Below are 22,442 nucleotides of genomic sequence, written 5' to 3'. Positions count from 1 at the left end.
GACCCCGGCCCCGCTACCCCGTCCGTCGACTCCACAACTCCACGACTCCCAATCAACGCCCAGGAGGTGAGCCCACGATGAGCACCGCCACCCGCACCACCGCGCAGGCCCTGCGCAGGCTGAGCTTCACCTTCTCCCCCGACGGCTCGCACGCCGCCTGCCTCGCCGCAGGCGCCGACGGCGGTTGGTACGCCGAGAGTTGGCGGCTGACTGCTGACGGCGGGGCCGTGCCGTCGGCGCTGGCTCCGGCCGGCAACCGCTCGGAGAGCCTGCGTTCGCAGCTGGTCAGCCTGCCGGACGGCCGGGTGCTGGTCTGCCGCCATGACGGGGAGCGGCACGACCTGGTGCTGCTCTCCGGCACTCCCGGGGCAGTCACCGAACGGGTGCTGGCCACACTGAAGTTGCCCGGACTGCGGCTGCTTCCCGCGCCGGGTGGCACACCGGCGGCCCCGATCGCCGTCGCGCTCGGCACCGACACCCGGCCGGTCACCACGGCCTGGCTGGTCTATGCCGACGGATCCGAGCCCCGGCAGATCGCCGAACTCCCGGGCCTGCACGGCGGCGGAGTCTGGCTCGACCGCGCCGGCCGGCTGCTCGCGCTGGACCGCGTCGCCGACGGCGTCGTCAAGTCCGTCGCACTCGATCTCGATCTCGGCCAGGTGACCCCACTGCTGGAGATCGCCGAGCGCAGCAACGACCGGCTGGTGCTCTTCGATCCGGATACGCGCTTCGCGATGGTACGCAGCGACGCTCCCGGCGCCGACCGGCTCGGCTGGGGGGTGCTCGGTGGCAGTACGCCGCTGCGCTTCCCGGAGTGCCTGCACGTGCCCGGGATGTTCCTGCGCCCCATCGCCGTCACGCCCGGCCGCACGGGAACGTCACGGGTGGCCCTGCAGATCGACCGTGGTGCGGCCTCCGCGCTCGCGCTCTGGGAGCCCGAGGGCGGTCGGCTCGACCCGCTGCCGGTCCCGGCCGGGCGGCTCGGCGCCGTCGGGCACTGGGCGGACGGGCGGCTACGGATGCCGTACTCGGCACCCGACCACCCCGCCGCACTCGCCACCCTGGACATCGACGCCCTGCTCGGCCTCGACACTGCGGCCGACGACCGGACGTCGACAGGCAGCAGCGCGCTCGCGCCGGCGCCGGAACCACTGCCACTTCGGCTTGCCCCGCTCCAGCCCGGCAGCGTGGCACCGGCCACCGTGGGCCGGTACAGCTACCGCACGCCGCCGGGTTGGCAGTTGGACGGCAGCGCCGCCCCGGCCGACGGTGGCCGGTGGCACGCCGCGCAGAGCATCGAACTCACCGGCCCGGCAGGCCCGATCGAGGCCGTCGTGTACGGCGGGGACGCCTGGCTGAGCGCCCGGCACCTCGTACTCGCCCTGCACGGCGGCCCGGCGGACGCCTGGCGCCTGGAGTTCGACCCGGCCCTGCAACGGATGGCCACCGCCGGACTTGCCGTGGTCGCGCCCAACCAGCGCGGCAGCACCGGCTACGGCGTGGCGCACGCGATGGCCATCCGCGGCGCCTGGGGCGGGCCCGACCTCGCCGATCTGCTGCACCTGCTCGACGGGTTGGCGGGCCAGCGGGCTGCACTCGGCCTCGAACCGCCCGCCCTGTTCGGGGTGAGCTACGGCGCCTTCCTCGCCCTGCTCACCGCGGCCCACGCGCCGGCCGGACGGGTGAGCCGGTGTGCGGTGGTCGCCCCCTTCCTGTCCGGAGCCCGGCTGTTGGCGGAGGCCTCGGCCCCCGTCCGGGCGCTCACCACCCGGCTCGGCGGCGCGCAGCCGATCGATGACGCCCTCGGGCCACGGGACGTGCTCACCCTGGCTCACCGGCTCACCGCCCCGCTGCTGGTCGTGCACGGCGACCGGGACGAGGTGGTGCCGGTCAGCCAGTCCCGCTCGCTGCGGCACGAGTTGCTGCGGCTCGGCCGGGCCGAGGGCACCGACTTCCGTTACGTGGAGGCAGCGGGGGCGGGTCACGAGGTGCTCGCCGAGGAGGGTGCGGCGGTTCTCCACGAACTGCTCGCGGCCTTCCTCGCCACCGGAAGACCCACCTGACCACCTCACCACCTGACCGCCCTGTGACGCGCAGGACGGCTCACCAAGACTTCCCAGGCGTGCAGTTGGCCTGGGGGACATACCTGCGGCGGAGGGGAATCTGCCGCAGCCGCCACCTCGTGTGGCACCCGACCGTCGGCCGCACCGTGCGGCCGACGACATCAAAGGGGAGGAAAACCCATGCAGAACTTCACCGACTTCGAGACCGACCTCGCTGCGCTGCAGGAGCTGCCGGAGACCGAGTCCGTCGAGCTGACCGGCCAGGGTGGCGGCTGCCAGTACACCTGCCTGATCCTGACCTGCCTGCTCTTCACCTTCGCCTAGTCACAGCCTGCTGCTGACTGAGTGACCGGGCCGTGTCGTACCCCCTCCTACGGGGTACGACACGGCCCTACCGCTACATCCAACACCACGAGACTTCGACTACTTCGGACGCTGCCGAAACCTCGGACGCTTCGGATACTTCGGACGCTTCGGACCGGACGGCTTTGGGAGAGCACAGATGCGTGGCTGGAGCCTGGCACTTGCCGTCGCCGTACCCGTCGAGGCGGTGGCGACGCTCGCCCTGCCGGGGGCGGTCGCCGGAGCCGTGGACAGCGTGCTGGGCGGCGGCGCGCTGCTCACCGACGGCGTCCTGCTCGGCGTGGCGCTGCTGGGCGGCGCGGCGGCCGGGGCGGTGGCGGCGGCAGCCGGGCCCGCGTGCGGCGCGGAGGCGACCGTCGCGCTGCGCACCCGAATGCTGCGGCACGTCCTGGCAGTGGGCCCCACCTCGCAGGCAACGCCGGCGCCCGGCGATCTGGCCTCCCGGCTGGTCGGTTCGGCGGCCGACGCCGGAGGCGCCTTTCCGGCCCGACTCGGCGCTTTCACGGCCCTGTTGACCTCGCTCGGCGCCGTCGTCGGGCTGGCCCTGCTCTCGCCCTGGCTGGCGCTGGCGTTCTTCGGCGGGGTGGTGCCGGGCATCGTGCTGATCCGGCTCTTCCTCACCCGGGCCGGGCAGGTCTTCACCCGGTACCAGGAGGTGCAGTCCGAGCTGGCCGCCCGTCTGACGGAGGCGCTGGGCGGGCTGCGCAGCATCCGGGCAGCCGGCGCCGAACAGCGGGAGACAGCACGGGTGCTCGACCTGCTGCCCGAACTCTCCACCGCCGGGCACGCGTTGTGGGCGACCCAGCGGCGTACGGTCTGGCAGGCAACCGCCCTGGTGGCCGTCGTGGAACTGGCCGTGCTCGCCACCGCCGGGTGGCAGGTCGCGCAGGGTGCGCTGCCGCCGGGGGCGTTGGCGGCGGCGGCCGGATGGACGGCGTTGGGAGTCGGCTTCTTCGAGCAGGTCGAGGCGCTGGCCGGTGTCGCCCATGCGCGGGCCGGGCTCGGGCGCGTCGCGGAGGTGCTGGCGCTGCCCGCTCCCACCGTCGGCACCCTGCGACTCCCTGACGGCCCCGGGGAGTTGGTCTTCTCCGAGGTGGTCGTGCGGAACGGCGGCGACAACGTACTGCTCGGGCCGCTCAGCCTGACCGTCCCCGGCGGGCGGACGGTGGCGCTCGTCGGCCGCTCGGGTTCGGGCAAGTCCCTGCTGGCAGCGCTGGCGGGACGCCTGCGCGAGCCGCAGGCCGGCCAGGTGCTGATCGACGGCATGCCGGTGGCCGAGCTGGACGTCGCCGAGCTGCGCCGGGCGGTCGGCTACGCGTTCGAGCGCCCGGCCCTGGTCGGCGCCACCCTCGCGGAAGCCCTGGAAGGCTCCGGGCCGGAGCAGACCCGAGCCGCACGGGCTGACGGCTTCCTGGCCCGCCTCCCTGCCGGGCTGCGCACACCTCCCAGCGAACTCCAGCTCTCCGGAGGCGAGTTGCAGCGCCTCGGGTTGGCCCGACTGCTGGCCTTGAACCCCCGCGTGATGGTGCTGGACGACGCGACCTCCAGCCTCGACCTCGCCACCGAGCACCAGGTCAGCCGCGCCCTCGCCGACTCCACCCGTGGCCGCACCCGCCTGGTCGTCGCGCACCGCGCCCAGGCCGCGGCGGATGCGGACCTGGTCGCCTGGCTGGAGCACGGCCGTCTGCGCGCCCTCGCCCCGCACTCCGAACTGCTCACCGACCCCGACTACCGCAGCACCCTCGCCGGCGCCCACCTGGAGCCCTCCCGATGAGCCGTCACAGATCACCCGGCCAAGCCCTGCTCGTGGCCCAACTCGCCACCACTCGACCCGCACTGGTCCGCACCCTGGCCTGGTCGGCGGTGGAGGCCCTGCCCGCGATGCTCTCCGGGCTGCTGCTCTCCGCCGCCGTCGACCAGGGCTTCCTGGCGGGCCGCCCCGCTCTCGGCTGCCTCTGGCTGGGCGGCCTGGGCGCAGCAGCGGGCCTGCGGGCGTACGCCGCGCGGGCCGCCTTCCCTCATGTCGCCGCCGTGGTGGAGCCGCTGCGCGACGCCTTGGTGGCCCGCGTCGTCCGAGGCGCGCTGACCCGACCCGAGGCCGACCCGGCGGCCGTCGCCCGACTGACCGAACAGGTCGAGTCAGCCCGCCAGTTGACCGCCACCCTGCTGCGGACACTGCGCGGGGTCGGAGTGACCCTGGTGGCGGCGCTGATCGGCCTCGCGCTGCTCGCACCCGTCACCCTGCCGCTCACCCTCACCCCGTTACTGCTGGGCGGCCTGCTCTTCGTCCGGCTGCTCAAGCCGCTGCTGGCCCGGCGCCGCGCCGTGGTGCTGGCCGACGAACTGGTCGCCGCCGAGACCACCCGGGCCTTCGAGAGCCTCCGGGACATCACCGCCTGTGGAGCACAACAGCGTGTCGGCGACGCACTCACGGCGGCCGTCCGGTCCCAGGGCGCAGCCGTCCGGGCGCTCGGCCGGGCGTCGGCGCTGCGCTCGCTCGCAGTCGCGCTGGCCGGGCGCGTGCCGGTGCTGGCGCTGGTGGTTTCGGCGCCGTGGCTGGTGCGCGGGCACTGGTTGAGCGTCGGGCAGGTGCTGGGCGTCGCGGCCTATCTGCTGCAGCAACTCGAGCCTGCCGTCCGGACCTTGGCCGGGATGGTCGGCGGCTGGGTGCTGGAGCTCGCGGTCGTACTGGACCGGCTCGCATCGGTACCGGTACCTGTACCGATGCCTGCTCCCACCATCGGCAGGAGCAGGTCCGGAAGGGCCCTACCCCCGGACGGCACCGGCCACGCGGACGGCCCGGCCGTGCACGTTCGTGGGCTGCGGTACGCGCACGGGCCGGCCGCGCAGCCCGTACTCGACGGCTTCGAGCTGGAGTTGGCTCCGGGCGAGCACCTGGCCGTGGTCGGGCCGAGCGGGACGGGCAAGTCGACGCTTGCCGCACTGCTGGCCGGGCTGATCGAACCGCAGCTGGGCGAGGTGCTGGTCGGCGATGTCCGGCTGCACGATCTCCCCGGGCCGGTCCGGGCAAGGGAGTTGGCGCTCGTCCCGCAGGAGGCGTACGTCTTCACCGGGACGGTACGGGAGAACCTGCGCTGGCTGGACCCGGAGCTCGGGGACGACCGGATCGGCGAGGTGGTCACGCTGCTGGGGGCCACCGAGCTGGTCGGGCGGCTCGGTGGGCTGGACGGGACGGTCGGCGGTGGTCTCTCCGCCGGGGAGCGCCAACTCCTGGCGCTGGTAAGGACATACCTCTCCCCCGCGCCGGTGGTGGTGCTGGACGAGGCGACCTGCCACCTGGACGCGGCCGCCGAGGCCCGGGTCGAGGAGGCGTTCGCCCGACGCCCCGGCAGTCTGGTGGTGATCGCCCACCGCATCGGCTCGGCACTGCGGGCGGACCGGGTGCTGCTGCTCGACTCCGGCCGGGGCCTGACTGCCCGGCACGGCGACCTCCAGGTGCTCTCCCCCCTCTACCGCGAGCTGGTCGGCCACTGGCTGGGCTCGCTGCCGCAGGCGGCGGCCTGAGCGACCCGAGCGGTCCCGAGCAGCCCGAGACGCTACGGGCTGTGCGACGCGGCGCGGACGGACTGCCGGTGGAACCCGTCGGACCAGCTAGGGTGGCCCCCGTACAGGCCGTGACGCTTCCGGCACAGGCACGTCCCGCACCGTCGGCTGCGCCTCGGCCCCGACACCCGCACCCTCGCACGGAGAAGACGAACCTGATGTCCGAAACCCTCACCGACTCCACCGAGCACGAGACCAGCGCGCCCGGCGCCGACGAGGCCACGGCCACGGACGCCGCCCACGGCCGCCACCGGGGCACCACCGCGCCCGACGACACCCCGGAAGCCGACCCGCACGGCCGCCACCGCCTGCACCGGTAGCCGGACCGGGCCTGGCGGCAGCCGGAGACCGCGCGGCCAGGCCCAGCCCGGTACTGGGCCCGCTAGTCCAGGGAGATGACCGTCCGCAGGGCCGTGCCCTCCCGCATCTGGGTGATCGCCTCGTTCACCTCGGCGAGGGTGACCCGGTGGGTGATCATGGATTCGAGGTCGATCCGCCCGGCCCGCCAGAGCTCGATCACCCGGGCTGCCATGCGCTGGACGTCGCCGCCGCCGTACATCGAGGGCAGGATGCGCTTCTCGTTGAAGAAGAGCTCGCCCATGCTGAAGGCGACCTTGTCGTCCCGGGCGCCGGCACCGATGACCACGACCGCCCCGCCGCGCCGGGTCGCGTCGTAGGCGGCCCGCACGGTGGCGCTCCGGCCGACGGCCTCGAAGACGTAGTCGTAGCCGCCCGCCGCGAGGCTCCTGGCAGCCGTCTTCAGCTCCTCGGGCGCGACCGCGTCGGTCGCACCGAAGGCGAGGGCCCGCTCGCGGCGTGACTCGACCGGGTCGACGACGGTGATCCGGGCGGCGCCGCAGACCCGGGCACCCTGGACCGCCGCGATGCCGACCCCGCCCGCGCCGATCACGGCGACGGAGGCACCGGGCTCGACCCGCGCGGTGTTGACGGCCGCGCCGACACCCGTGGTGACTCCGCAGCCGATCAGCGCCGCCAGCTCGTACGGCATGTCGGCGGGCACCTTGATCACGCTGTCGGCCGCGACGACGGCCTCCTGGGCGAAGGTGCCGGTGCTGTAGAAGCCGTACGCCGCCGCCTCCCCGTACGTGAACCCGGGGGTTCCGAGGCGGCCCAGACTGCTGACACACAGGTGGGTCTCGCCACGGCGGCAGAGCTCGCAGGCTCCGCAGGGCGGCATCCAGCAGAGCACCACCCGGTCACCGACCGCGACGTTGGTCACACCGTCACCGACCTCGACCACGTCACCCGCGCCCTCGTGCCCCGGCACGAACGGCGCCGGCTGCGGCAGCACCCCGCTCATCGCGGAGAGGTCGGAGTGGCAGAGACTGGTCGCACGAAGGCGCACACGCACTCGCCCGGGGCCGAAGCCGACGGCCTCGACGTCGTCACGGACCTCCAGCTTGTCCTGACCGGTCTCGTGCAGGATCGCTGCGCGCATGGGGCTGCTCCCGGGGGCCGTGTGAGTTGGGACGGATCAGAACGAGTCGGACGAGCTGTCGCAAGCTAGAACGAGTTCTAGAAACCTGACCATGTATAGCGCATCAGGGCTCCCGTCCGAAACCCCGGAATCCGGTCGATCGGACGCCTGCGATCTGGCATGATCCCCGGCCATGCCTCCCCACAGTCTCGTCGACGCCCGCCCCTGCCCGGAGTGCGGGTCCGACCTGCCGAGCGACGAACGGTTCACCGACTGGTGCCCCGCCTGCGAGTGGAACCTCGCGCCCGCCGCCGCCCCGGACCTCCACCGCACACCCCGCCGACAGCGCCGCGCCGAACGGGCGAAGCGCAAGGAGACCGCGCGCAAGGCCACCGTCCGGGCCCGGGTCGAGAAGCTGTACGCGGCGATGGCCGACGACAGCACCCCGCACCGCGACGGCGCCAGGTACGCCGCCGCCGCCCTCGCCGGGCTGGTCCACCTGCTGACCGTAAGCCTGCTCACCCTGTCGCTCGTGACGATCTGGGGCGGCACCTGGCCCCTGCGTGTCCTCGGCCTGATCGGACTCGCCGTCACCGCCACGCTGCGCCCGCGCCTCGGCCGGATACCCGACGACGGGTCATGCCTGAGCCGCACCGACGCACCGGCCCTGCATGCGCTGGCCGACCGCGTCGCCGCAGCCGTCGGCGCCCGCCCGGTGGACGTGATCCTGACCGACGGCCGCTTCAACGCCTCCTACGGCCGCGCCGGGTTCGGCCGCCGGAGCAAGCTCACCCTCGGGCTTCCGCTGTGGCAGATCCTGACGCCGCAACAGCGGGTTGCGCTGCTGGCTCACGAGTTCGGGCACGACGTCAACCACGATGCCCGGCGCGGCCTCTGGCTCTGGTCGGCCCTCGAAGCCCTGGTCAGCTGGCACGATGTGCTCCGGCCGGTGCGCGGAAGAAGCCCCGGTGAGGCGCTCGCGGCACTGGTGCAGGTGCCGCTCCGCCGGGTGGTGCTCACAGTCCTGCTACTGCTCGAACGCCTCACCATCCGCTCGGGGCAGAGCGCCGAGTACCGGGCCGACGCCCTCGCGGCCTCAGTTGCCTCGACCGACGCCGCTCAGCGCATGCTGGAGGCCATGCTGCTGGACCGCAGCATCGCGACGGCGTTGGTACGCCACCGCAGCACCCCGGCCCAGCGCCGCCGCACGGCCCCCGACCAGCAGCAGCCCGCCGACCTCTGGCAGGCGATCAGCGACCAGGCCACCTCCGTACCCGCGTTGGAACGAGAGCGGCTGTTCCGACTGTCCGCCCGGGAGATGGGCTCGACCGACCGTAGCCACCCGCCGACCCACCTGCGGATCAGGATGCTCGGCCACCGGCCCGCCCAGGAGCCGACCGTGGTGCTCACGGCTGCCGAGAGCGCGACGATCGAAGCGGAGTTGGCCCCCGCCAGGGCCCGGGTCGCCCGCGACCTGCTGGGCTGAGAGCCCGAGGCTCTCCAGGGGGCGGGGGCTCAGTCGGAGCGGATGTACCTGACCCCTGTCCAGGCCCGGCGGAGGCGGCCTCGAAGCGCGCTGTCGGTGTTCGGGACGAGCGACAGCCCGGCCGAGGCGGCGATGTGGTCGGCGACCTGCGGGATCGTGATCTGGTCGGTCTGCACGTGTTCGGCGAACTCTTCCGCGCGCAGGCGGTCCAGGCACAGGTCGAGCTTTGACAGTGCGAAGCTCTCGCGGTGCAAGGGGGCGTCCTTTCCGCCGACGAGCCGGGCGGCGTGTCCGAAGCCCCGCTCGCGGAGCCGACGCACGACCGTCTCCCGACCGGCCAGCAGGGCGAAGTGCCGGACATCATGCCCGCGCTCCCTCAGCCGACCGACGGTCTCCTGGAAGTAGGCCGTCTCCACGACCGTCATCGGCGCGACCACGACCCCGTCGTGCTTGGTGAGGGCCAGGTCCAGCACCTCGAACACGCCCTGCCGCCAGGCCGGAAGGTCCTGGAAGTCTCCACGCAGCGCCGGAGGCGTCATGCGGTGCATGCCGAACCCGACGTGTTCGGGGTCGCAGATGACGCTACCGGGCAGCCGACGCTCGATCTCGTGCGCCGTCTGCGTCTTACCGCCACCGAAGGGGCCGTTGATCCACAAGAGCATGCCCACACCCTACGGACGCCGGGGCCCGACGTCCGGTCTTCCCGTACCGCGTACCCCGTAACCCGGACCAAGCGGGCCAGCGGGCTGGCGGCCGAGGTCGCACTACCGTCCAGTAGGGTCCAGGAAACCCCAGGGTCCAGATCCGGCCGATGTCCTGGAACCCCGACACCGCACAGCAGCAGGGAGCAGCACCATGACCACCACCCGGGAGGGCGCCCGCCCGGCGCCCGAGGTGCTTGCGGCCTTCGAGGCGGCGACCGGCTTCATGCCGCTCGACGAGGGCCTCGCCCTGTACGCGGCGGCGGCCGAAGCCGCCGGGCGGACGGGCCTGCCCCTGCTGGAGATCGGTACGTACTGCGGCCGCTCCGCCATCCTGCTCGCCGACGCGGCCCGCTCGGCCGGGACGGTCGCACTGACGGTCGACCACCACCGGGGCTCGGAGGAGCAGCAGCCCGGCTGGGAGTACCACGACCCCGGCCTGGTCGACCCGGAGGTCGGCCGGATGGACACCCTCCCGCTCTTCCGCCGGACTCTGCACCGGGCCGGGCTGGAGGACCACGTGATCGCTCTGGTCGGCCGTTCGCCGCAGATCGCGGCAGTCTGGGGCGGCAAGCTCGCGCTGGTCTTCATCGACGGCGGCCACACGGACGAGCACGCGACCGGCGACTACGAAGGCTGGGCCCCGCACCTCGCCGAGGACGGCCTCCTCGTCGTCCACGACGTCTTCCCCGACCCGGCGGACGGCGGCCAGGCGCCGTACCGCGTGTACCTCCGCGCTCTCGCCGAGGGCTTCGAGGAGGTCTCCGTCACAGGGTCGCTCCGTGTGCTGCGCCGCTCAGCCGCTGCCTGACGCACCCGTCGGGAGCCGCCCGTGCAGGACGCGCTCCGGCCCTGCGGGAGGGGCTCGCACGGCTGAGCCGACAAAGATCGCAACGCTCCTGCGGGCACGATCGCCGATGCTCTAACGTCGTCCCACTGGCCGGTTCCTCCGGGTGCCGCCGTACCCCGCCGCACGGATGGCCGGTACGGTGTCCGCGAACACCCGGACGACACGGCCGTCAGCGGCACGAAACGACAGCGGGGGCGAGCCAGGCATGAGCGACCAGGACAACACCGCTCCGGCGGTCTGGGATCCGACCGCGCGCGGCGGCGCGGGCGGCTGGGTCCGGCGTCCGCCGGCCCCCGGCCAGCCACCGTCCCACCCTGGTGCACCCGCCGGGCCCGGCTCGGCCGGCGACCAGGGCCCGCTGCTGGGCGCTCGGCCCTACCTGCCCCCCGCTCCGCCGACCACGCCGCCCCCGCCGGGCGGCTACGGCTTCCCCCAGGCTCCGCCTCAAGCTCCGCCGCAAGCGCCGGGCCAAGCTCCGGGTCAGGCCCCCTACACCTTGGCCCCGCCGGGCCAGACCCCGCCGCCGCAGCAACAGCCTCCGTACGCCCCGCCCCAGCCCGGCCCGATGCCGCCGCCGGGCACCGGCGGGTATGGCTTCCCGCCCACCGCCCCGACCGGCTCCTTCCCGCCCCAGCAACAGCCCCCGTACCAGCCCGCCCAGACGCCCTACCCGGGCTTCCCCGCCCCGGGCAACCCGCCCGGCAACGGCCCCGGCACGTCCGGCGGCTTCCTCGGCGCCGGTCAGTACGGCCAGCAGCCTCAGTACAGCCAGTACGAGGACCTCGGCTACTCCCAGGAGCCCGAGAGCACCGGCAACCGGAAGGTGCTGTTCGTCGCAATCGGTGCGGTGCTGGTCCTCGCGCTCGGCGGCGGTCTGGTCTGGGCGTTGCAGGGGGACGGCGCCTCGCCGAAGCCGCAGGCCGCACCGGTGCAGACCGACAGCCCGCAGAGCCCCGCACCGCAGGGCTCGGTCAGCCAGCCCGCGGACTCCGCCGGCGCCAGCTCCTCGCCGTCGCCGAGCGCCTCGACCGTGCCCGGCGCGGGCCCGAACGCCGCCGTCCAGGCCAAGGCGCTCGACGACCTGCTGAGCCGGGGCGAGAGCGCGAAGGCACCGATCGGGAACGCGGTGGCGCAGGTGCAGTCCTGCGGCAGCGGGTCGGCCGCTTCGGCGGTGCAGATCTTCGAGGGTGGAGCGGCCCAGCGCGACCAGCTGATCTCCGATCTCGGCAAGCTCAGTGTGGGCGATCTGCCGGGCGGCACGGACGTCACGCAGCTGCTGCGGACCGCGTGGCAGCAGTCGGCCGACATCGACCGCGCGTACGCTGCTTGGGCCCGTACGGTCGGCAGCCAGGGGTGCAGCAACGGCGCTGCGCCCGACACCGCCGACCTCAAGCACGCCAACGATCTCAACCCGCAGGCCACGCAGTCCAAGAAGGACTTCGTAACGAAGTGGAACTCACTGGCCGGCACCTTCAGCCTCACTCCGCGCACCTTCGACAGGATCTGACCCTCTCGTGAACGGCACCACCGACGACCGCCCCCGCCGCCGCTCGACCGGCTTCCGCCTCACCGTGCTCCTCTGCGCCCTGCTGCCGATGAGCCTCGCAGGGTGGCTGGGCTGGCAGGCGCTGGCAGGCAACGGCTCCGGGCGGGCCGCCGGGGTGCCGTCGGCCGTGCCTCCGGCGTCGGCCCCCGACCAGGCGGGCACGATCCCTGACATTCCGGGACCGCTGTCCGGCGTTCCTAGCACCGCTAGCGGTGCTAGCCCCGCTAGCGGCACCGGAGGTTCTAGCGCCGCTAGCTCTTCTAGCACCGGCAGCCCCCTCACTCCCGGCGCCACGCCTAGCACCGGCAGCACCTCTAGCGGCGGCAATATTTCTAGCAGCGGCAACATTGCTAGCGGCGCTAGCTTGAGTGGCAAGACGATCCTGCTCGACCCCGGCCACAACAGCGGCAACGTCAACCACACCACCGAGATCAACCGACAGGTCGACATCGGCAACAGCAGCAAGGAGTGCGACACCACCGGCACCGAGACCAACGCCGGCTACTCCGAGGCCGACTACACCCTGGACGTCTCCCGCCGGGCCCGCGCGATCCTCCAGTCGCGCGGCGCGAAGGTCGTCCTCACCCAGGACGGCGACCGCGCCTGGGGCCCGTGCATCACCGAGCGGGCCCAGATCGGCAACCAGGCCCACGCCGACGCGGCCATCTCCGTCCACGGCGACGGCGCCCCCGCCTCCGGCAACGGCTTCCACGTGATCATGCCCGCCAAGGTGACCGCGGGTAAGGCCGACAACTCGGCCATCGTCTCGCCCTCGCACCGCCTCGGCCTGTTGCTCCGTCAGGACTTCAAGGCCGCGACCGGCGAACCATACGCCAACTACATCGGCGAGCAGGGCCTGGACACCCGTTCCGATCTGGGCGGGCTCAACCTGTCCACCGTGCCGAAGGTGTTCATCGAGTGCGGCAACATGCGAAACTCGGTCGATGCCAAGCGGATGACGGACCCACAGTGGCGCCAGCAGGCCGCCCAGGGCATCGCCGACGCCCTGACGGCCTATCTGACCACCACCGCCACACCCGATGCGTCGGCCGGCTGAACCCGAGCCGGCGCCGGTCGAACCGGGCTCCGGCCGAACCCGGACCACGGGAGAACCGGACCACAGGAGAACGGCCCGTTATTCGGCCGGGCGGAGGGCGCTGTGCCGGATGAAATGACTTACCTCTAGGCTTTTGCCCCGAATACTGCTACTGCCTTGCCCGCTCACCGCCGTCCACGACACCAACGAGGGGAACGTTCGTGAATCTGCGCGCTCTCACCCGGGGAGATGCCGCCGTCGCAGGTGCGGCGCTCCTGCTGCTCATCGCCTCCTTCCTGCCGTACCGTTCCTACACGCTGTGCCTGAGCGTGAAGAGCCCCTGCATCACCAACTCGCAGAACGCCTGGACGACGGCGCTCTTCCCGATCCTCCCCTCGGTCTTCCTGTTGGGGCTCGCCGCCGCCGCGCTGATCCTGCTTCAGCGCTTCCAGGGTGAGGCCGCGACCAACCGTCAGGTGCTCGGCCTGCGGCTCGACCAGTGGGGCATCGCGCTCTCGGTCGCCGCGCTCTGGGCCGGGCTCACCTCGCTCGCCGGTGGCGGCAGCGCCGGCGGCAACAGCTTCGGCGCCTGGCTGTCGGTGCTGGCCCTGCTGGTGCTGGCAGGCGCCGCCGCAGGCGGCCCGCTCGTCCCGGCGCTCCAGGCTCCGCTGCTGACCGACAAGCCCGCCCCGCAGGGCTACGCCGGTGCACCGCTCGGCTACCAGGGCCCCGGCGCCACCCAGCCCGGCCAGCAGGGTCAGCCCGGCCAGCCCGGCGGTTACGACTACGGCTACCCCGGCAACCCCCAGCAGGGCCAGCCGCAGGGCCAGAACCAGGGCCAGCCGCAGGGTCCGGGCCAGGGCCAGGCGTACGGCAGCCAGCCGCAGCCCGGCGGCTACGGCTTCCCCGCCCCCGGCCAGCACGACCCGGCCGCCCCGCACGCCCAGGCCGGGCCGCCGCAGCACCTCCAGGCCACCACCCCGCTGCCGGACCCGACCCCGGCGCCCGCGCCCACCCCGGCACCGGCCCCGACGCCCGCCGCCGCCCCGGTCGCCGACTTCGCGCCGTTCTGGTTCGCCGTCCCGGTGCCGCGTCAGCTGGCGCCGAAGGACAACCCCGTGGGCGCACCGGTCGGCGAGCTGCTCCCCGGCACCTGGTACCTCGCCGTCGAGCAGCGCGGCGCCGCTCTGGTCGCCCAGCTCCCCGACGGCAGCCACGGCCTGCTCAGCGACACCTCGGGCATCCAGCGCGGCTGACCGTACGTAGGAGGGGCGCGGCGAGCGCGCGAGACCGGAGGGCACGTCACCCTCCAGCCTTGCGCAGCTCCCCGCGCCCCTTCGCCGTGTCCGACGTGCGTACCCGCCGGCAGCGCCGGTCAGCAGCAGTCGCTGACGACCAGCCCGCTCGGCAGTTGCTCGCCGCCGAACACCGCGACCGTGGCGGGCTCCCCGCCCACCGCCGCGACGGCGAGCAGCAGCGCTCCGGCCGTCCAGGTGGTCCGCTCGTCGGGCCAGATCGCGTCGTCCTCGAAGACGTACCCGGTCCAGTACGAGCCGTCGGTGTGGCGCAGGTGCTGGATCCAGCGGAGGATCTCCACCGCGCGGTCGGACTGGCCCACCGCCCAGAGGGCGAGGGCGAGTTCGGCGCTCTCGCCGCCCGTCACCCAGGGCCGGTCACTGACGCAGCGGACGCCGAGGCCGGGCACGACGAAGGTCTCCCAGCCGGATTCGATCCGGGCCGTAGCCTCCGCGCCGCGCAGGGCGGTGCCGAGCACGGGGTAGTACCAGTCCATCGAGTAGCGGTCCTTGTCGAGGAACCGCTCGGGGTGGTGGGCGATCGCGTGGCGCAGCCGTCCGGTCGCCAACTCCCAGTCGGGCTGCGGCTCTTCGAGGTAGTCGGCGATGGCGAGACCGCAGCGCAGGGCGTGCAGGATGCTGGAGGAGCCGGTGAGCAGCGCCTCCTGCGGGGCGGTGCCGTCCTCGTCGAGGCGCCAGGCGATCGGGCCGCCGGGCAGCCGCAGCGCGACGGTGAAGTCGAGGGCGCGGCGGACGGCGGGCCAGAGCCATTCGAGGAAGGCGTCGTCACCGGTGCTGAGGTGGTGGTGCCAGGCGCCGACGGCGATGTACGCGCAGAAGTTGGTCTCCTTCGACGCGTTGCTGACCTCCCCGTCCGGTCCGCTCCGGCCGTCCGGGCCCGGCTGGCCGTAGGAGTAGGCCGAGTACCAGGAGCCGTCGTCGTTCTGGCGGGCGGCCAGCCAACGGTAGGCGGCCTCGGCGGCGGCGTGCTCGCCCGCCGTGTCGAGGGCCATCGCCGCCTCGGTGTGGTCCCAGGGGTCGAGGTGCCCGCCCCGGAACCACGGTATGGCGCCGTCCGGCTGCTGGTCCGCGAGGATGCTCCGCACCGTGGCGGCAGCCTGCCCGGCGTCCAGCACGCCGTCGAGCAGCAGCACCTCCGGGACGGCGGCGGTCACGCCCGGCCCCCGCCCGAGGGGCGGTTCGGCTTGGTGGCGTACGCGACGAAGCTCTTGCCGATCGCCGGGTTGAGCGCCTTCTCGGCCGCCTTGAGGACGGTGCTGATGACGGGGGTGCCGACGATGTCCCAGACCAGCAGCTGGTGGTAGGCCTTGACCGGCAGCGCCTTGTCGTTGTTGACGCCGACAGCGCACTTGATCCACCAGTACGGGGAGTGCAGCGCGTGTGCGTGGTGGGTGCCGTAGGGCTCGAGACCGGCTTCGCGGAGCTTGTCGAGCAGCTCGTCGCCCCGGTAGATGCGGATGTGGCCGCCCTCGTTGGCGTGGTACTCGTCCGAGAGCGCCCAGCAGATCTTCTCGGGCAGCCAGCGCGGCACCGTGACGGCGAGCACGCCGCCGGGCTTGAGCACCCGGGTCATCTCGGCGAGCACGCCCTTGTCGTCGGGGATGTGCTCCATCACCTCGGAGATGATGATCTTGTCGAAGCTCTCGTCCTCGAAGGGCAGCGCGAGCGCGTCACCCTCCATGGCGACGGCGGAGGCGCCGGCCGGGGCCTCGCCGGCCTCCTTCATCGCGGCGAACCACTTGCGCACCTCGGCGATCTCGTCGCCGTTCTGGTCGAGCGCGACCACATCGGCACCGCGCCGGTAGCACTCGAACGCGTGCCTGCCCCCGCCGCAGCCCAGGTCGAGCACCCGGTCGCCGGGAGCGAGCGGGAAGCGGGAGAAATCGACGGTCAGCACTGCGGGGCTCCCATTCTTCGGTGTTGCACAAGCAGGTAGAGCGAAATCGGGTAGAGCGATATCAGGTGGAACGAAAGCGATGGAGTGCGAAAACCGACGAAGCCCGTTTGCCCACAGCGCAGTTGACGTTACGTCAGTCGCACGTACACGGCCACGCACGCGGCCAGGTACACGGCGTCAGGCGACGTAGCGCCAGCCGGCGCCCGAGCGGGCCCGCTGCCCGGCGCCGGTGGCGACGGCCGCCCGGTACCGCTCGGCGGTCAGCTCGGCGGCCCGCTGCCAGGTGAACCCGGCGAGCACCCGCTCCCGCCCGGCCGCGCCCAGTGTGGCGCGCAGCTCCGGGTCGTCCAGCAGGCGTCCGAGGGCGGCGGCCAGCGCCCCGGCGTCGCCCGGCGGTACGGCGAGGCAGGTCTCGCCGTCGGGGCCGGAGACCTCGGGGATGGCACCGCCGGTGGTGGCGACCAACGGCGTGCCGGTGGCCATCGCCTCGGCGGCGGGCAGCGAGAAGCCCTCGTACAGCGAGGGAACGCAGGCGACCTCGGCCGAGCGGTAGAGGTCGACCAGCTCCGGGTCGGTCAGGCCGCTGCGGAACTCGACGGCCGACTCCAGCCCGAAGCGGCGCACCGCCTCCGCGACCGGGCCGTCCGCCCGCTGCTTGCAGACCACGACCAGGTGCGCGTCGCGCTCGGTGCGGACCTTGGCCAGCGCCTCGATCAGGTACACCAGCCCCTTGAGCGGCACGTCGGCACTGGAGGTCGCGACGATCCGGCCGGGCACCACGGCGATCTCCGCCGAGGGCGACCACAGCCGGGTGTCGGCGCCGATCGGCACGACCGAGATCGCGCCGGGTGCGGCGCCCAGGTGCTCGGCGATCTCCGTCTTGGAGCTGCCGGAGACGGTGATGATGTGCTCCAGCCGCCGGGTGACCCGGCGCTGCATCCGGGTGAAGGCGTACCAGCGGCGCAGCGAGAGCCGCCGCAGCCGGGTCGGCGCGGCGTCCAGCTCCAGCTGCCGGTCGACGGTGACGGGGTGGTGGATGGTGGTGACCAGCGGGAAGCCGTGCCGCTCCAGCCCGAGCAGGCCGTAGCCGAGGGTCTGGTTGTCGTGCACGACGTCGTAGCGGCCCTTGTGCCGGGCCAGGTACTGCCGGGCCCGGAGCGAGAAGGTGAGCGGCTCGGGGAAGCCGCCGGTCCGCATGCCCGCGACCTCCAGGACGTCGACGGCACCCCGGTACTCGCCGAGCTTCGGCGTCCGGAAGGGGTCGTCGGCGCGGTAGAGGTCCAGGCTGGGCAGCTCCACCAGCCGCACCGAACCGGGGCCCTCGACCTCGTCCAGGACGGGGAAGGGCTGGGCGCCGATCACGTCGACGTGGTGGCCGAGCCGGGCGAGCTCGCGGGACAGGTGCCGGACGTAGACGCCCTGCCCGCCGCAGAAGGGGTCACCTCGGTAGGACAGCAGGGCGATCCGCAGCGGTGGCGGCAGCGCGGTCATCCTGGGGCCCCTATCCCTACCTCACCGGCATCTTTGCGCAGCGGTAAAGTAGATCACGTTTCATGATGGTGCGGAGATCGTCGTCGGGCTGGTGAACGACGAGAGACCTCGAAGATACCGGCCCGTAGCTTGCCGTTCCGAGCCAGGGCTGGTGATTAACGCCACGCTGCTCCTTGACACACTGCGACACACCGCGACACACCAGCCCCAGCCCACCAGCCCCAGACCCTGCCGCCGTCGGGAGCCCCCTTGCCCACCGCCACCGCCCCCGGGGCCCAGTTGACCCCACGCCAGGCCGAGCGCCGCGGCCGGATCCTGCGCGCCTCCACCGTGCTGGCCGCCCGGGGCGGCTACGAGGCGGTGCAGATGCGCGAGGTCGCGGAGGGCGCAGAGGTCGCGCTCGGCACGCTGTACCGCTACTTCCCGTCCAAGGTGCACCTGCTGGTCGCAGTGATGCAGGAGCAGCTCCAGGGCCTGCACGAGCAGGTCCGCCGCCGCCCCCCGACCGGGGAGACGCCGGCGGCCCGGGTCGCCGAGACGCTCACGCTGGCCTTCCAGGCGCTCCAGCGCGAGCCGCGGCTGGCCGAGGCGATGGTCAGGGCGCTCTCCTTCGCCGACCGCTCGGTGAGCGCCGAGGTGGACCGCGTCAGCGGCCTCACCTCGGCGATCGTGCTGGACGCGGCCCGGCTGGACGGCCCGCCGGACGCGGAGCAGCAGGCCGCCCTGCGGGTCATCGCCCACACCTGGCACGCGACGCTGCTGGGCTGGCTCTCGGGGCGGACGTCCCTCACCGAGGTCCGCGCCGACCTGCACACGGCGGCCAAACTGCTCACGTACCGCTGATCCGGTACCCCTTCGGCAGGGCGATGGTCTTGCTCTCCAGGTACGCCTCCAGCCCCTCGGGCCCGAACTCCCGCCCCAGACCGGACTGCTTGTAGCCGCCGAACGGGCCGAGGTAGTCGATGGAGAAGGTGTTGACCGAGAAGGTCCCGGTGCGGACCTGCCGGGCCAGGTCGAGGCCGCGCTCGACGTCCGCCGTCCAGACGCTGCCGGAGAGCCCGTACGCGGAGTCGTTGGCCAGCCGTACCGCGTCCGCCTCGTCGTCGTACGCGACCAGGCAGACGACCGGGCCGAAGATCTCCTCCTGGGCGATCCGCATGCCGTTGTCGACCTCGCCGAAGAGCGTCGGCTCGACGTACCAGCCGCGCTGCTGCCCGGCGGGCACTCCGCCGCCGGTGAGCAGCTTGGCGCCCTCGCGCAGGCCGAGCTCGATGTAGTCGAGGCTGCGCCGCTGCTGGCGCTGCGTCACCAGCGGGCCGACCGCCGTGGCGGGGTCGAGCGGGTCGCCGACGGTGAGGGCGGCGACCGCGGTGGTGAGCCGGTCGGCGGCCTCCTCGTACCGCTCGCGCGGCAGCAGCACCCGGGTCTGCGCGACGCAGGACTGGCCGTTGTTCATGTACGCGGCGCCGAGCAGGCCCTGCACGGTGAGGTCGAGGTCGGCGTCGGGGAGCACGATCGCGGCGGACTTGCCGCCGAGTTCGAGGGTGACGCGCTTGAGGGTGCGGGCGGCGGTCGCCATGATCTGCTGCCCGGCGGCGACGGAGCCGGTGAAGGAGACCTTGTCGACGCCGGGGTGCCCGACCAGGTAGGCGCTGACCTCGCGGTCGGCGGGCAGGATGCTCAGCACGCCCTCGGGCAGCCCGGCTTCGCGGACCACCTCGGCCAGCAGGTAGGCGTCGAGCGGCGTCTCGGGCGAGGGCTTGAGCACCACGGTGCACCCGGCCAGCAGGGCGGGCGCGAGCTTGGCGGCGGCGACGAACTGCGGCACGTTCCACGGCGCGACGGCCGCGACCACCCCGGCCGGTTCCTTGCGCACGACGAGCGGCCCGAAGGAGCCGGCCCGGTGCTCCTCGAAGGCGTACTCCTCGGCCGTCCTCAGGTACGCGCTCCAGATCGCCGCCGCGCCCTTGGCCTGGGCACGGATGCTCCGGGAGTAGGGGGAGCCGTTCTGGGCGCTGATCAGGCGGGCGAAGTCCTCGACCCGGGCGGCGATGCCGTCCCGGATGCGGGTGACCACCTCGGCCCGCTCGGCGGGCGTCATCCGGGGCCAGGGGCCCTCGTCGAAGGCCCGCCGGGCGGCGGCGACGGCGCGGTCGACGTCCGCCTCGCTCGCGTGCGGCACCCGGCCGATCACCTGCTCGGTGTGCGGCGAGACCACGTCGATCCGCTCCCGCCCGGCCGGGGTGGTGTACTCCCCGCCGATGAAGAGCTCGCCGTGCTCCAGCACCTCGGTCATAGCCGTCTCCCACTCGCCTGGCCCGTCGTGACATCCGGGGATGCCGCGCCACCGAAAAACTGGTACCAGTTCTAGTCCGTCGTCGGGGTACCGCGCTAGTGCGGCTTCCCGCCGGGCGGCCGGATAGAGTCGTGTGCGCTTCACTGCTCCATCCGCTCCTCATCCGGGGGAAGCCGGTGCGAATCCGGCGCTGACCCGCAACCGTGACCCCGCCCGTGCGGCGGGGGAGCCGGACCACCCGGGGAGGGGCGAGCGGCAACGCCGGGCTCCGGCCCGGCCCCGTCGAGGTCTACGGGCGGCCCGTCCACGGGCCGCTGCCCCGCTCACCGAAAGGCTCTCCCCCGTCATGCACACCGCTTCACGCCTGGGCGCCGCCGCGCTCACCGGCCTGCTGCTGGCCGGCACCGCCGCCGCACCGGCCCTCGCCGACACCCCCACCGCCTCCCCCACGCCCGTGGCCGTGCCCGCCGGGGTCTACGGCAAGGGCGACCCGACGTACGACGGCGTGTGGCGCCAGTCGCTCGCGCTCACGGCGCTCGCGGGTGCCAAGGTCGTACCGGCCGACTCCGCCGTCGGCTGGCTCACCGGCCAGCAGTGCGCCGACGGCGGCTGGCCGTCCTTCCGCGCCGACGCGGGCACCCCCTGCGACCCGAAGACCGAGGACAGCAACGCCACCGCCGCCGCCGTCCAGGCCCTCGTCCAGCTCGGCGGGCAGCGGGCAGGGGTCACCAAGGGCGTCGACTGGCTCAAGGCGAACCAGAACGCGGACGGCAGCTGGCCCTACAACCCCGGCTCGCCGGGCGACGCCAACTCCACCGGCCTGGCGATCAACGCCCTGACCGCCGCCGGGGCCGACCCCACCCAGGTGAGCAAGAACGGCAGGAGTGCGTACGACGGCCTCGCCGCCTTCCAGCTCGGCTGCACCGCACCGGCCGCGCAGCGCGGGGCCTTCGCCTTCCAGCCCGCCGCCGACGGCACTCTCGCCGCGAACACCCTCGCCAGCGCGCAGGCCGCCCTCGGTGCAGCGGGCGGCAAGCTGCCCGTCACCAACACCAACCGGGTCGACGCCGCACCCAAGCCGCTCAGCTGCGGCACCGACAAGCTGGTGCCGCACGCCGAGGCCGGTGAGGCCGCCGCCGCCTACCTCTACGCCCAACTGAACGCCAACGGCCAGCACTTGATGCAGACCACCCCCGGCGCCACCCCCACCCCGGACTTCGCGAGCACCTCGTGGGCCGTCCTCGGGCTGATCCAGTCCGGGCACCCGCACCAGGCCGCCAGCGCCGCCGACTGGCTGGCCGGCAACGGCTACGCCTGGGCCGCAAAGGGCAAGAACGGCACCGACGCGGCGGCCGCCGCCGCCCTGCTGCTGGTCGCCGAGGCCGCCAAACTCGACCCGTACAACTTCGGCGGCACCAACATCCTCCAGCTGCTGGTCGAGGCCGGGCCGGCCCCGAAGTCCGTCCCGTCCGCCGCCGCCTCCGCCCTCGCCGAGAACCCCGACGGCACCAAGGCCCCGGGCTCCGGCATCACCGAGGCCGACGACAACAGCGGCTTCTCCCCGATCTGGCTGGTCGGCATCGGCCTCCTGATCGGCATCGGCGGCGGCCTGCTGCTCAGCCTCAACCGCCGCCGGGGCAACGCCTCCGCCGCGAAGGCCACGAAGGCCACGAAGCCCACGGGCGACTCGGGCGACTCGGGCGACTCGGGCGACGAGCAGAAGTGACGCTCTCCCCACGCCGGACGGCGGCGGCCCGCGCCGCCGCCGTCCTGGCGCCCCTCCTCGCGCTGCTGGCCCTCGTACCGGCCCCCGCCGCACACGCCACCGGCTACCGCTACTGGTCGTTCTGGAAGGGCACCGGCGCGGGCACGGCCTGGGCCTACCAGCAGCAGGGCCCGGCCGGGTACGTCCCGCCGGACGGCGGCACCGACGGCTGGCGCTTCGCCGTCAGCCCGGACGGCGGCCAGGACGCCGCCCGGCCGGTCGCACCCGCCGAATTCGCGACCGCCTGCGCCACGACCCCCGCCCAGCCGGGCCGGAAGCGCGTCGCCGTCGTCCTGGATTTCGGCACCGCCACCGACGCCCCCTCCGGCGAGGCGCCCCCGGCTGCCCGGACGGCCTGCGCCGCCGTACCGGCCGGAGCCAACTCCGCCGAGGTGCTCGCCGCCGTCGCCCCGCCGCTGCGCTACGACACCAACGGCATGCTGTGCGCCATCGCGGGCTACCCCCGCTCCGGCTGCGGTGACACCGTCAACTCCGCACAGCAGCCCACTACTTCGTCCTCGTCCTCGTCCGGTATCGGCCCGACGCTCGGCGTGATCGCCGGTGCCGCCCTCGTCGCCCTGCTCGGCGGTGCCGCCGTCTGGCAGGCCCGCCGCCGCTGACCGTCAGGAT

Annotated in this window: 19 protein-coding genes; 13 read left to right on the top strand and 6 right to left on the bottom strand. The window is 73.7% G+C overall.

Annotated elements, in window-relative coordinates; all coding sequences use genetic code 11:
• Positions 1-77: 77 nt before the first annotated feature.
• From ACR68M_RS24970 to ACR68M_RS24950, 5 genes are all read left to right on the top strand, one after another.
• Entirely contained in the window at positions 78-2,063 is a 1,986-nt protein-coding gene (locus tag ACR68M_RS24970; protein ID WP_441246348.1) for an alpha/beta hydrolase family protein, read from the top strand.
• Between the two features lie 180 nt (positions 2,064-2,243).
• Positions 2,244-2,387, top strand: coding sequence for a VenA family class IV lanthipeptide (locus ACR68M_RS24965; protein ID WP_441246347.1), 144 nt, complete (start codon positions 2,244-2,246; stop codon positions 2,385-2,387).
• A gap of 178 nt (positions 2,388-2,565) precedes the next feature.
• Positions 2,566-4,200: an ATP-binding cassette domain-containing protein gene (locus tag ACR68M_RS24960; protein ID WP_441246346.1), complete on the top strand. Its 1,635-nt coding sequence runs from the start codon at positions 2,566-2,568 to the stop codon at positions 4,198-4,200.
• Positions 4,197-5,951 (top strand): ATP-binding cassette domain-containing protein, encoded by a 1,755-nt coding sequence (locus ACR68M_RS24955; RefSeq protein ID WP_441246345.1) that lies wholly within the window; start codon positions 4,197-4,199, stop codon positions 5,949-5,951. Before ACR68M_RS24960 ends, ACR68M_RS24955 begins: the two co-directional genes overlap by 4 nt.
• A gap of 197 nt (positions 5,952-6,148) precedes the next feature.
• The gene (locus ACR68M_RS24950) at positions 6,149-6,310 is read left to right on the top strand and encodes a hypothetical protein (RefSeq protein WP_441246344.1); all 162 of its coding nucleotides are present in this window, start codon (positions 6,149-6,151) and stop codon (positions 6,308-6,310) included.
• 62 nt (positions 6,311-6,372) lie between these two features.
• Here ACR68M_RS24950 and ACR68M_RS24945 read toward each other — a convergent pair whose 3' ends face one another.
• Positions 6,373-7,449: a Zn-dependent alcohol dehydrogenase gene (locus ACR68M_RS24945; RefSeq protein ID WP_441246343.1), complete on the bottom strand. Its 1,077-nt coding sequence runs from the start codon at positions 7,447-7,449 to the stop codon at positions 6,373-6,375.
• 172 nt (positions 7,450-7,621) lie between these two features.
• On the opposite strand from ACR68M_RS24945, the gene ACR68M_RS24940 reads away from it, so the two are divergent.
• Positions 7,622-8,914, top strand: coding sequence for a M48 family metalloprotease (locus tag ACR68M_RS24940; protein ID WP_441246342.1), 1,293 nt, complete (start codon positions 7,622-7,624; stop codon positions 8,912-8,914).
• A gap of 29 nt (positions 8,915-8,943) precedes the next feature.
• On the opposite strand, the gene ACR68M_RS24935 is transcribed toward ACR68M_RS24940, so the two are convergent.
• Positions 8,944-9,576 (bottom strand): AAA family ATPase, encoded by a 633-nt coding sequence (locus ACR68M_RS24935; RefSeq protein ID WP_441246341.1) that lies wholly within the window; start codon positions 9,574-9,576, stop codon positions 8,944-8,946.
• Between the two features lie 193 nt (positions 9,577-9,769).
• Between ACR68M_RS24935 and ACR68M_RS24930 the strand changes: the two genes are divergently transcribed.
• The 4 genes from ACR68M_RS24930 (at position 9,770) to ACR68M_RS24915 (ending at position 14,303) form a co-directional block, all read left to right on the top strand.
• Positions 9,770-10,426: a class I SAM-dependent methyltransferase gene (locus ACR68M_RS24930; RefSeq protein ID WP_441246340.1), complete on the top strand. Its 657-nt coding sequence runs from the start codon at positions 9,770-9,772 to the stop codon at positions 10,424-10,426.
• 244 nt (positions 10,427-10,670) lie between these two features.
• Positions 10,671-11,972, top strand: a complete 1,302-nt coding sequence (locus tag ACR68M_RS24925) for a hypothetical protein (RefSeq protein WP_441246339.1) — start codon at positions 10,671-10,673, stop codon at positions 11,970-11,972.
• A gap of 403 nt (positions 11,973-12,375) precedes the next feature.
• Positions 12,376-13,068 (top strand): N-acetylmuramoyl-L-alanine amidase, encoded by a 693-nt coding sequence (locus tag ACR68M_RS24920; protein ID WP_441246338.1) that lies wholly within the window; start codon positions 12,376-12,378, stop codon positions 13,066-13,068.
• A gap of 200 nt (positions 13,069-13,268) precedes the next feature.
• On the top strand, positions 13,269-14,303 hold the full coding sequence (locus tag ACR68M_RS24915; protein WP_441246337.1) for a hypothetical protein: 1,035 nt from the start codon (positions 13,269-13,271) through the stop codon (positions 14,301-14,303).
• Positions 14,304-14,422: 119 nt separating this feature from the next.
• On the opposite strand, the gene ACR68M_RS24910 is transcribed toward ACR68M_RS24915, so the two are convergent.
• The 3 genes from ACR68M_RS24910 to ACR68M_RS24900 form a co-directional block, all read right to left on the bottom strand.
• Positions 14,423-15,517 (bottom strand): prenyltransferase, encoded by a 1,095-nt coding sequence (locus ACR68M_RS24910; RefSeq protein WP_441246336.1) that lies wholly within the window; start codon positions 15,515-15,517, stop codon positions 14,423-14,425.
• On the bottom strand, positions 15,514-16,260 hold the full coding sequence (locus tag ACR68M_RS24905) for a class I SAM-dependent methyltransferase (RefSeq protein ID WP_441246335.1): 747 nt from the start codon (positions 16,258-16,260) through the stop codon (positions 15,514-15,516). Before ACR68M_RS24905 ends, ACR68M_RS24910 begins: the two co-directional genes overlap by 4 nt.
• A gap of 177 nt (positions 16,261-16,437) precedes the next feature.
• On the bottom strand, positions 16,438-17,751 hold the full coding sequence (locus tag ACR68M_RS24900; protein ID WP_441246334.1) for a glycosyltransferase family 4 protein: 1,314 nt from the start codon (positions 17,749-17,751) through the stop codon (positions 16,438-16,440).
• Positions 17,752-18,000: 249 nt separating this feature from the next.
• Between ACR68M_RS24900 and ACR68M_RS24895 the strand changes: the two genes are divergently transcribed.
• On the top strand, positions 18,001-18,594 hold the full coding sequence (locus ACR68M_RS24895; RefSeq protein ID WP_441246333.1) for a TetR family transcriptional regulator: 594 nt from the start codon (positions 18,001-18,003) through the stop codon (positions 18,592-18,594).
• On the opposite strand, the gene ACR68M_RS24890 is transcribed toward ACR68M_RS24895, so the two are convergent.
• Positions 18,581-20,047 (bottom strand): aldehyde dehydrogenase, encoded by a 1,467-nt coding sequence (locus tag ACR68M_RS24890; RefSeq protein ID WP_441246332.1) that lies wholly within the window; start codon positions 20,045-20,047, stop codon positions 18,581-18,583. The two genes, ACR68M_RS24895 and ACR68M_RS24890, sit on opposite strands and share 14 nt — an antisense overlap.
• A 346-nt stretch (positions 20,048-20,393) precedes the next feature.
• Here ACR68M_RS24890 and ACR68M_RS24885 point away from each other — a divergent pair, with 346 nt between their 5' ends.
• Complete coding sequence (locus ACR68M_RS24885; protein WP_441246331.1) at positions 20,394-21,773, top strand: prenyltransferase/squalene oxidase repeat-containing protein; 1,380 nt, start codon at positions 20,394-20,396, stop codon at positions 21,771-21,773.
• Positions 21,770-22,432, top strand: a complete 663-nt coding sequence (locus ACR68M_RS24880) for an SCO2322 family protein (protein ID WP_441246330.1) — start codon at positions 21,770-21,772, stop codon at positions 22,430-22,432. The genes ACR68M_RS24885 and ACR68M_RS24880 overlap by 4 nt, the downstream gene beginning before the upstream one ends.
• Positions 22,433-22,442 lie beyond the last annotated feature (10 nt).

The organism is Kitasatospora sp. McL0602 (assembly GCF_052076145.1).
Classification (GTDB): domain Bacteria; phylum Actinomycetota; class Actinomycetes; order Streptomycetales; family Streptomycetaceae; genus Kitasatospora.
Note: the sequence above shows the minus strand (reverse complement) of the source record. Positions and strands in the feature narration are given on the sequence as shown.

What these genes read in the sequence shown, in the direction of transcription:
- ACR68M_RS24955 (WP_441246345.1), top strand. Translation starts at nt 4,197, where the DNA reads ATGAGCCGTCACAGATCACCCGGCCAAGCCCTGCTCGTGGCCCAACTC.
- ACR68M_RS24960 (WP_441246346.1), top strand. Translation starts at nt 2,566, where the DNA reads ATGCGTGGCTGGAGCCTGGCACTTGCCGTCGCCGTACCCGTCGAGGCG.
- ACR68M_RS24930 (WP_441246340.1), top strand. Translation starts at nt 9,770, where the DNA reads ATGACCACCACCCGGGAGGGCGCCCGCCCGGCGCCCGAGGTGCTTGCG.
- ACR68M_RS24940 (WP_441246342.1), top strand. Translation starts at nt 7,622, where the DNA reads ATGCCTCCCCACAGTCTCGTCGACGCCCGCCCCTGCCCGGAGTGCGGG.
- ACR68M_RS24925 (WP_441246339.1), top strand. Translation starts at nt 10,671, where the DNA reads ATGAGCGACCAGGACAACACCGCTCCGGCGGTCTGGGATCCGACCGCG.
- ACR68M_RS24900 (WP_441246334.1), bottom strand. Translation starts at nt 17,751, where the DNA reads ATGACCGCGCTGCCGCCACCGCTGCGGATCGCCCTGCTGTCCTACCGA.
- ACR68M_RS24950 (WP_441246344.1), top strand. Translation starts at nt 6,149, where the DNA reads ATGTCCGAAACCCTCACCGACTCCACCGAGCACGAGACCAGCGCGCCC.
- ACR68M_RS24970 (WP_441246348.1), top strand. Translation starts at nt 78, where the DNA reads ATGAGCACCGCCACCCGCACCACCGCGCAGGCCCTGCGCAGGCTGAGC.
- ACR68M_RS24965 (WP_441246347.1), top strand. Translation starts at nt 2,244, where the DNA reads ATGCAGAACTTCACCGACTTCGAGACCGACCTCGCTGCGCTGCAGGAG.
- ACR68M_RS24885 (WP_441246331.1), top strand. Translation starts at nt 20,394, where the DNA reads ATGCACACCGCTTCACGCCTGGGCGCCGCCGCGCTCACCGGCCTGCTG.
- ACR68M_RS24890 (WP_441246332.1), bottom strand. Translation starts at nt 20,047, where the DNA reads ATGACCGAGGTGCTGGAGCACGGCGAGCTCTTCATCGGCGGGGAGTAC.
- ACR68M_RS24945 (WP_441246343.1), bottom strand. Translation starts at nt 7,449, where the DNA reads ATGCGCGCAGCGATCCTGCACGAGACCGGTCAGGACAAGCTGGAGGTC.
- ACR68M_RS24935 (WP_441246341.1), bottom strand. Translation starts at nt 9,576, where the DNA reads ATGCTCTTGTGGATCAACGGCCCCTTCGGTGGCGGTAAGACGCAGACG.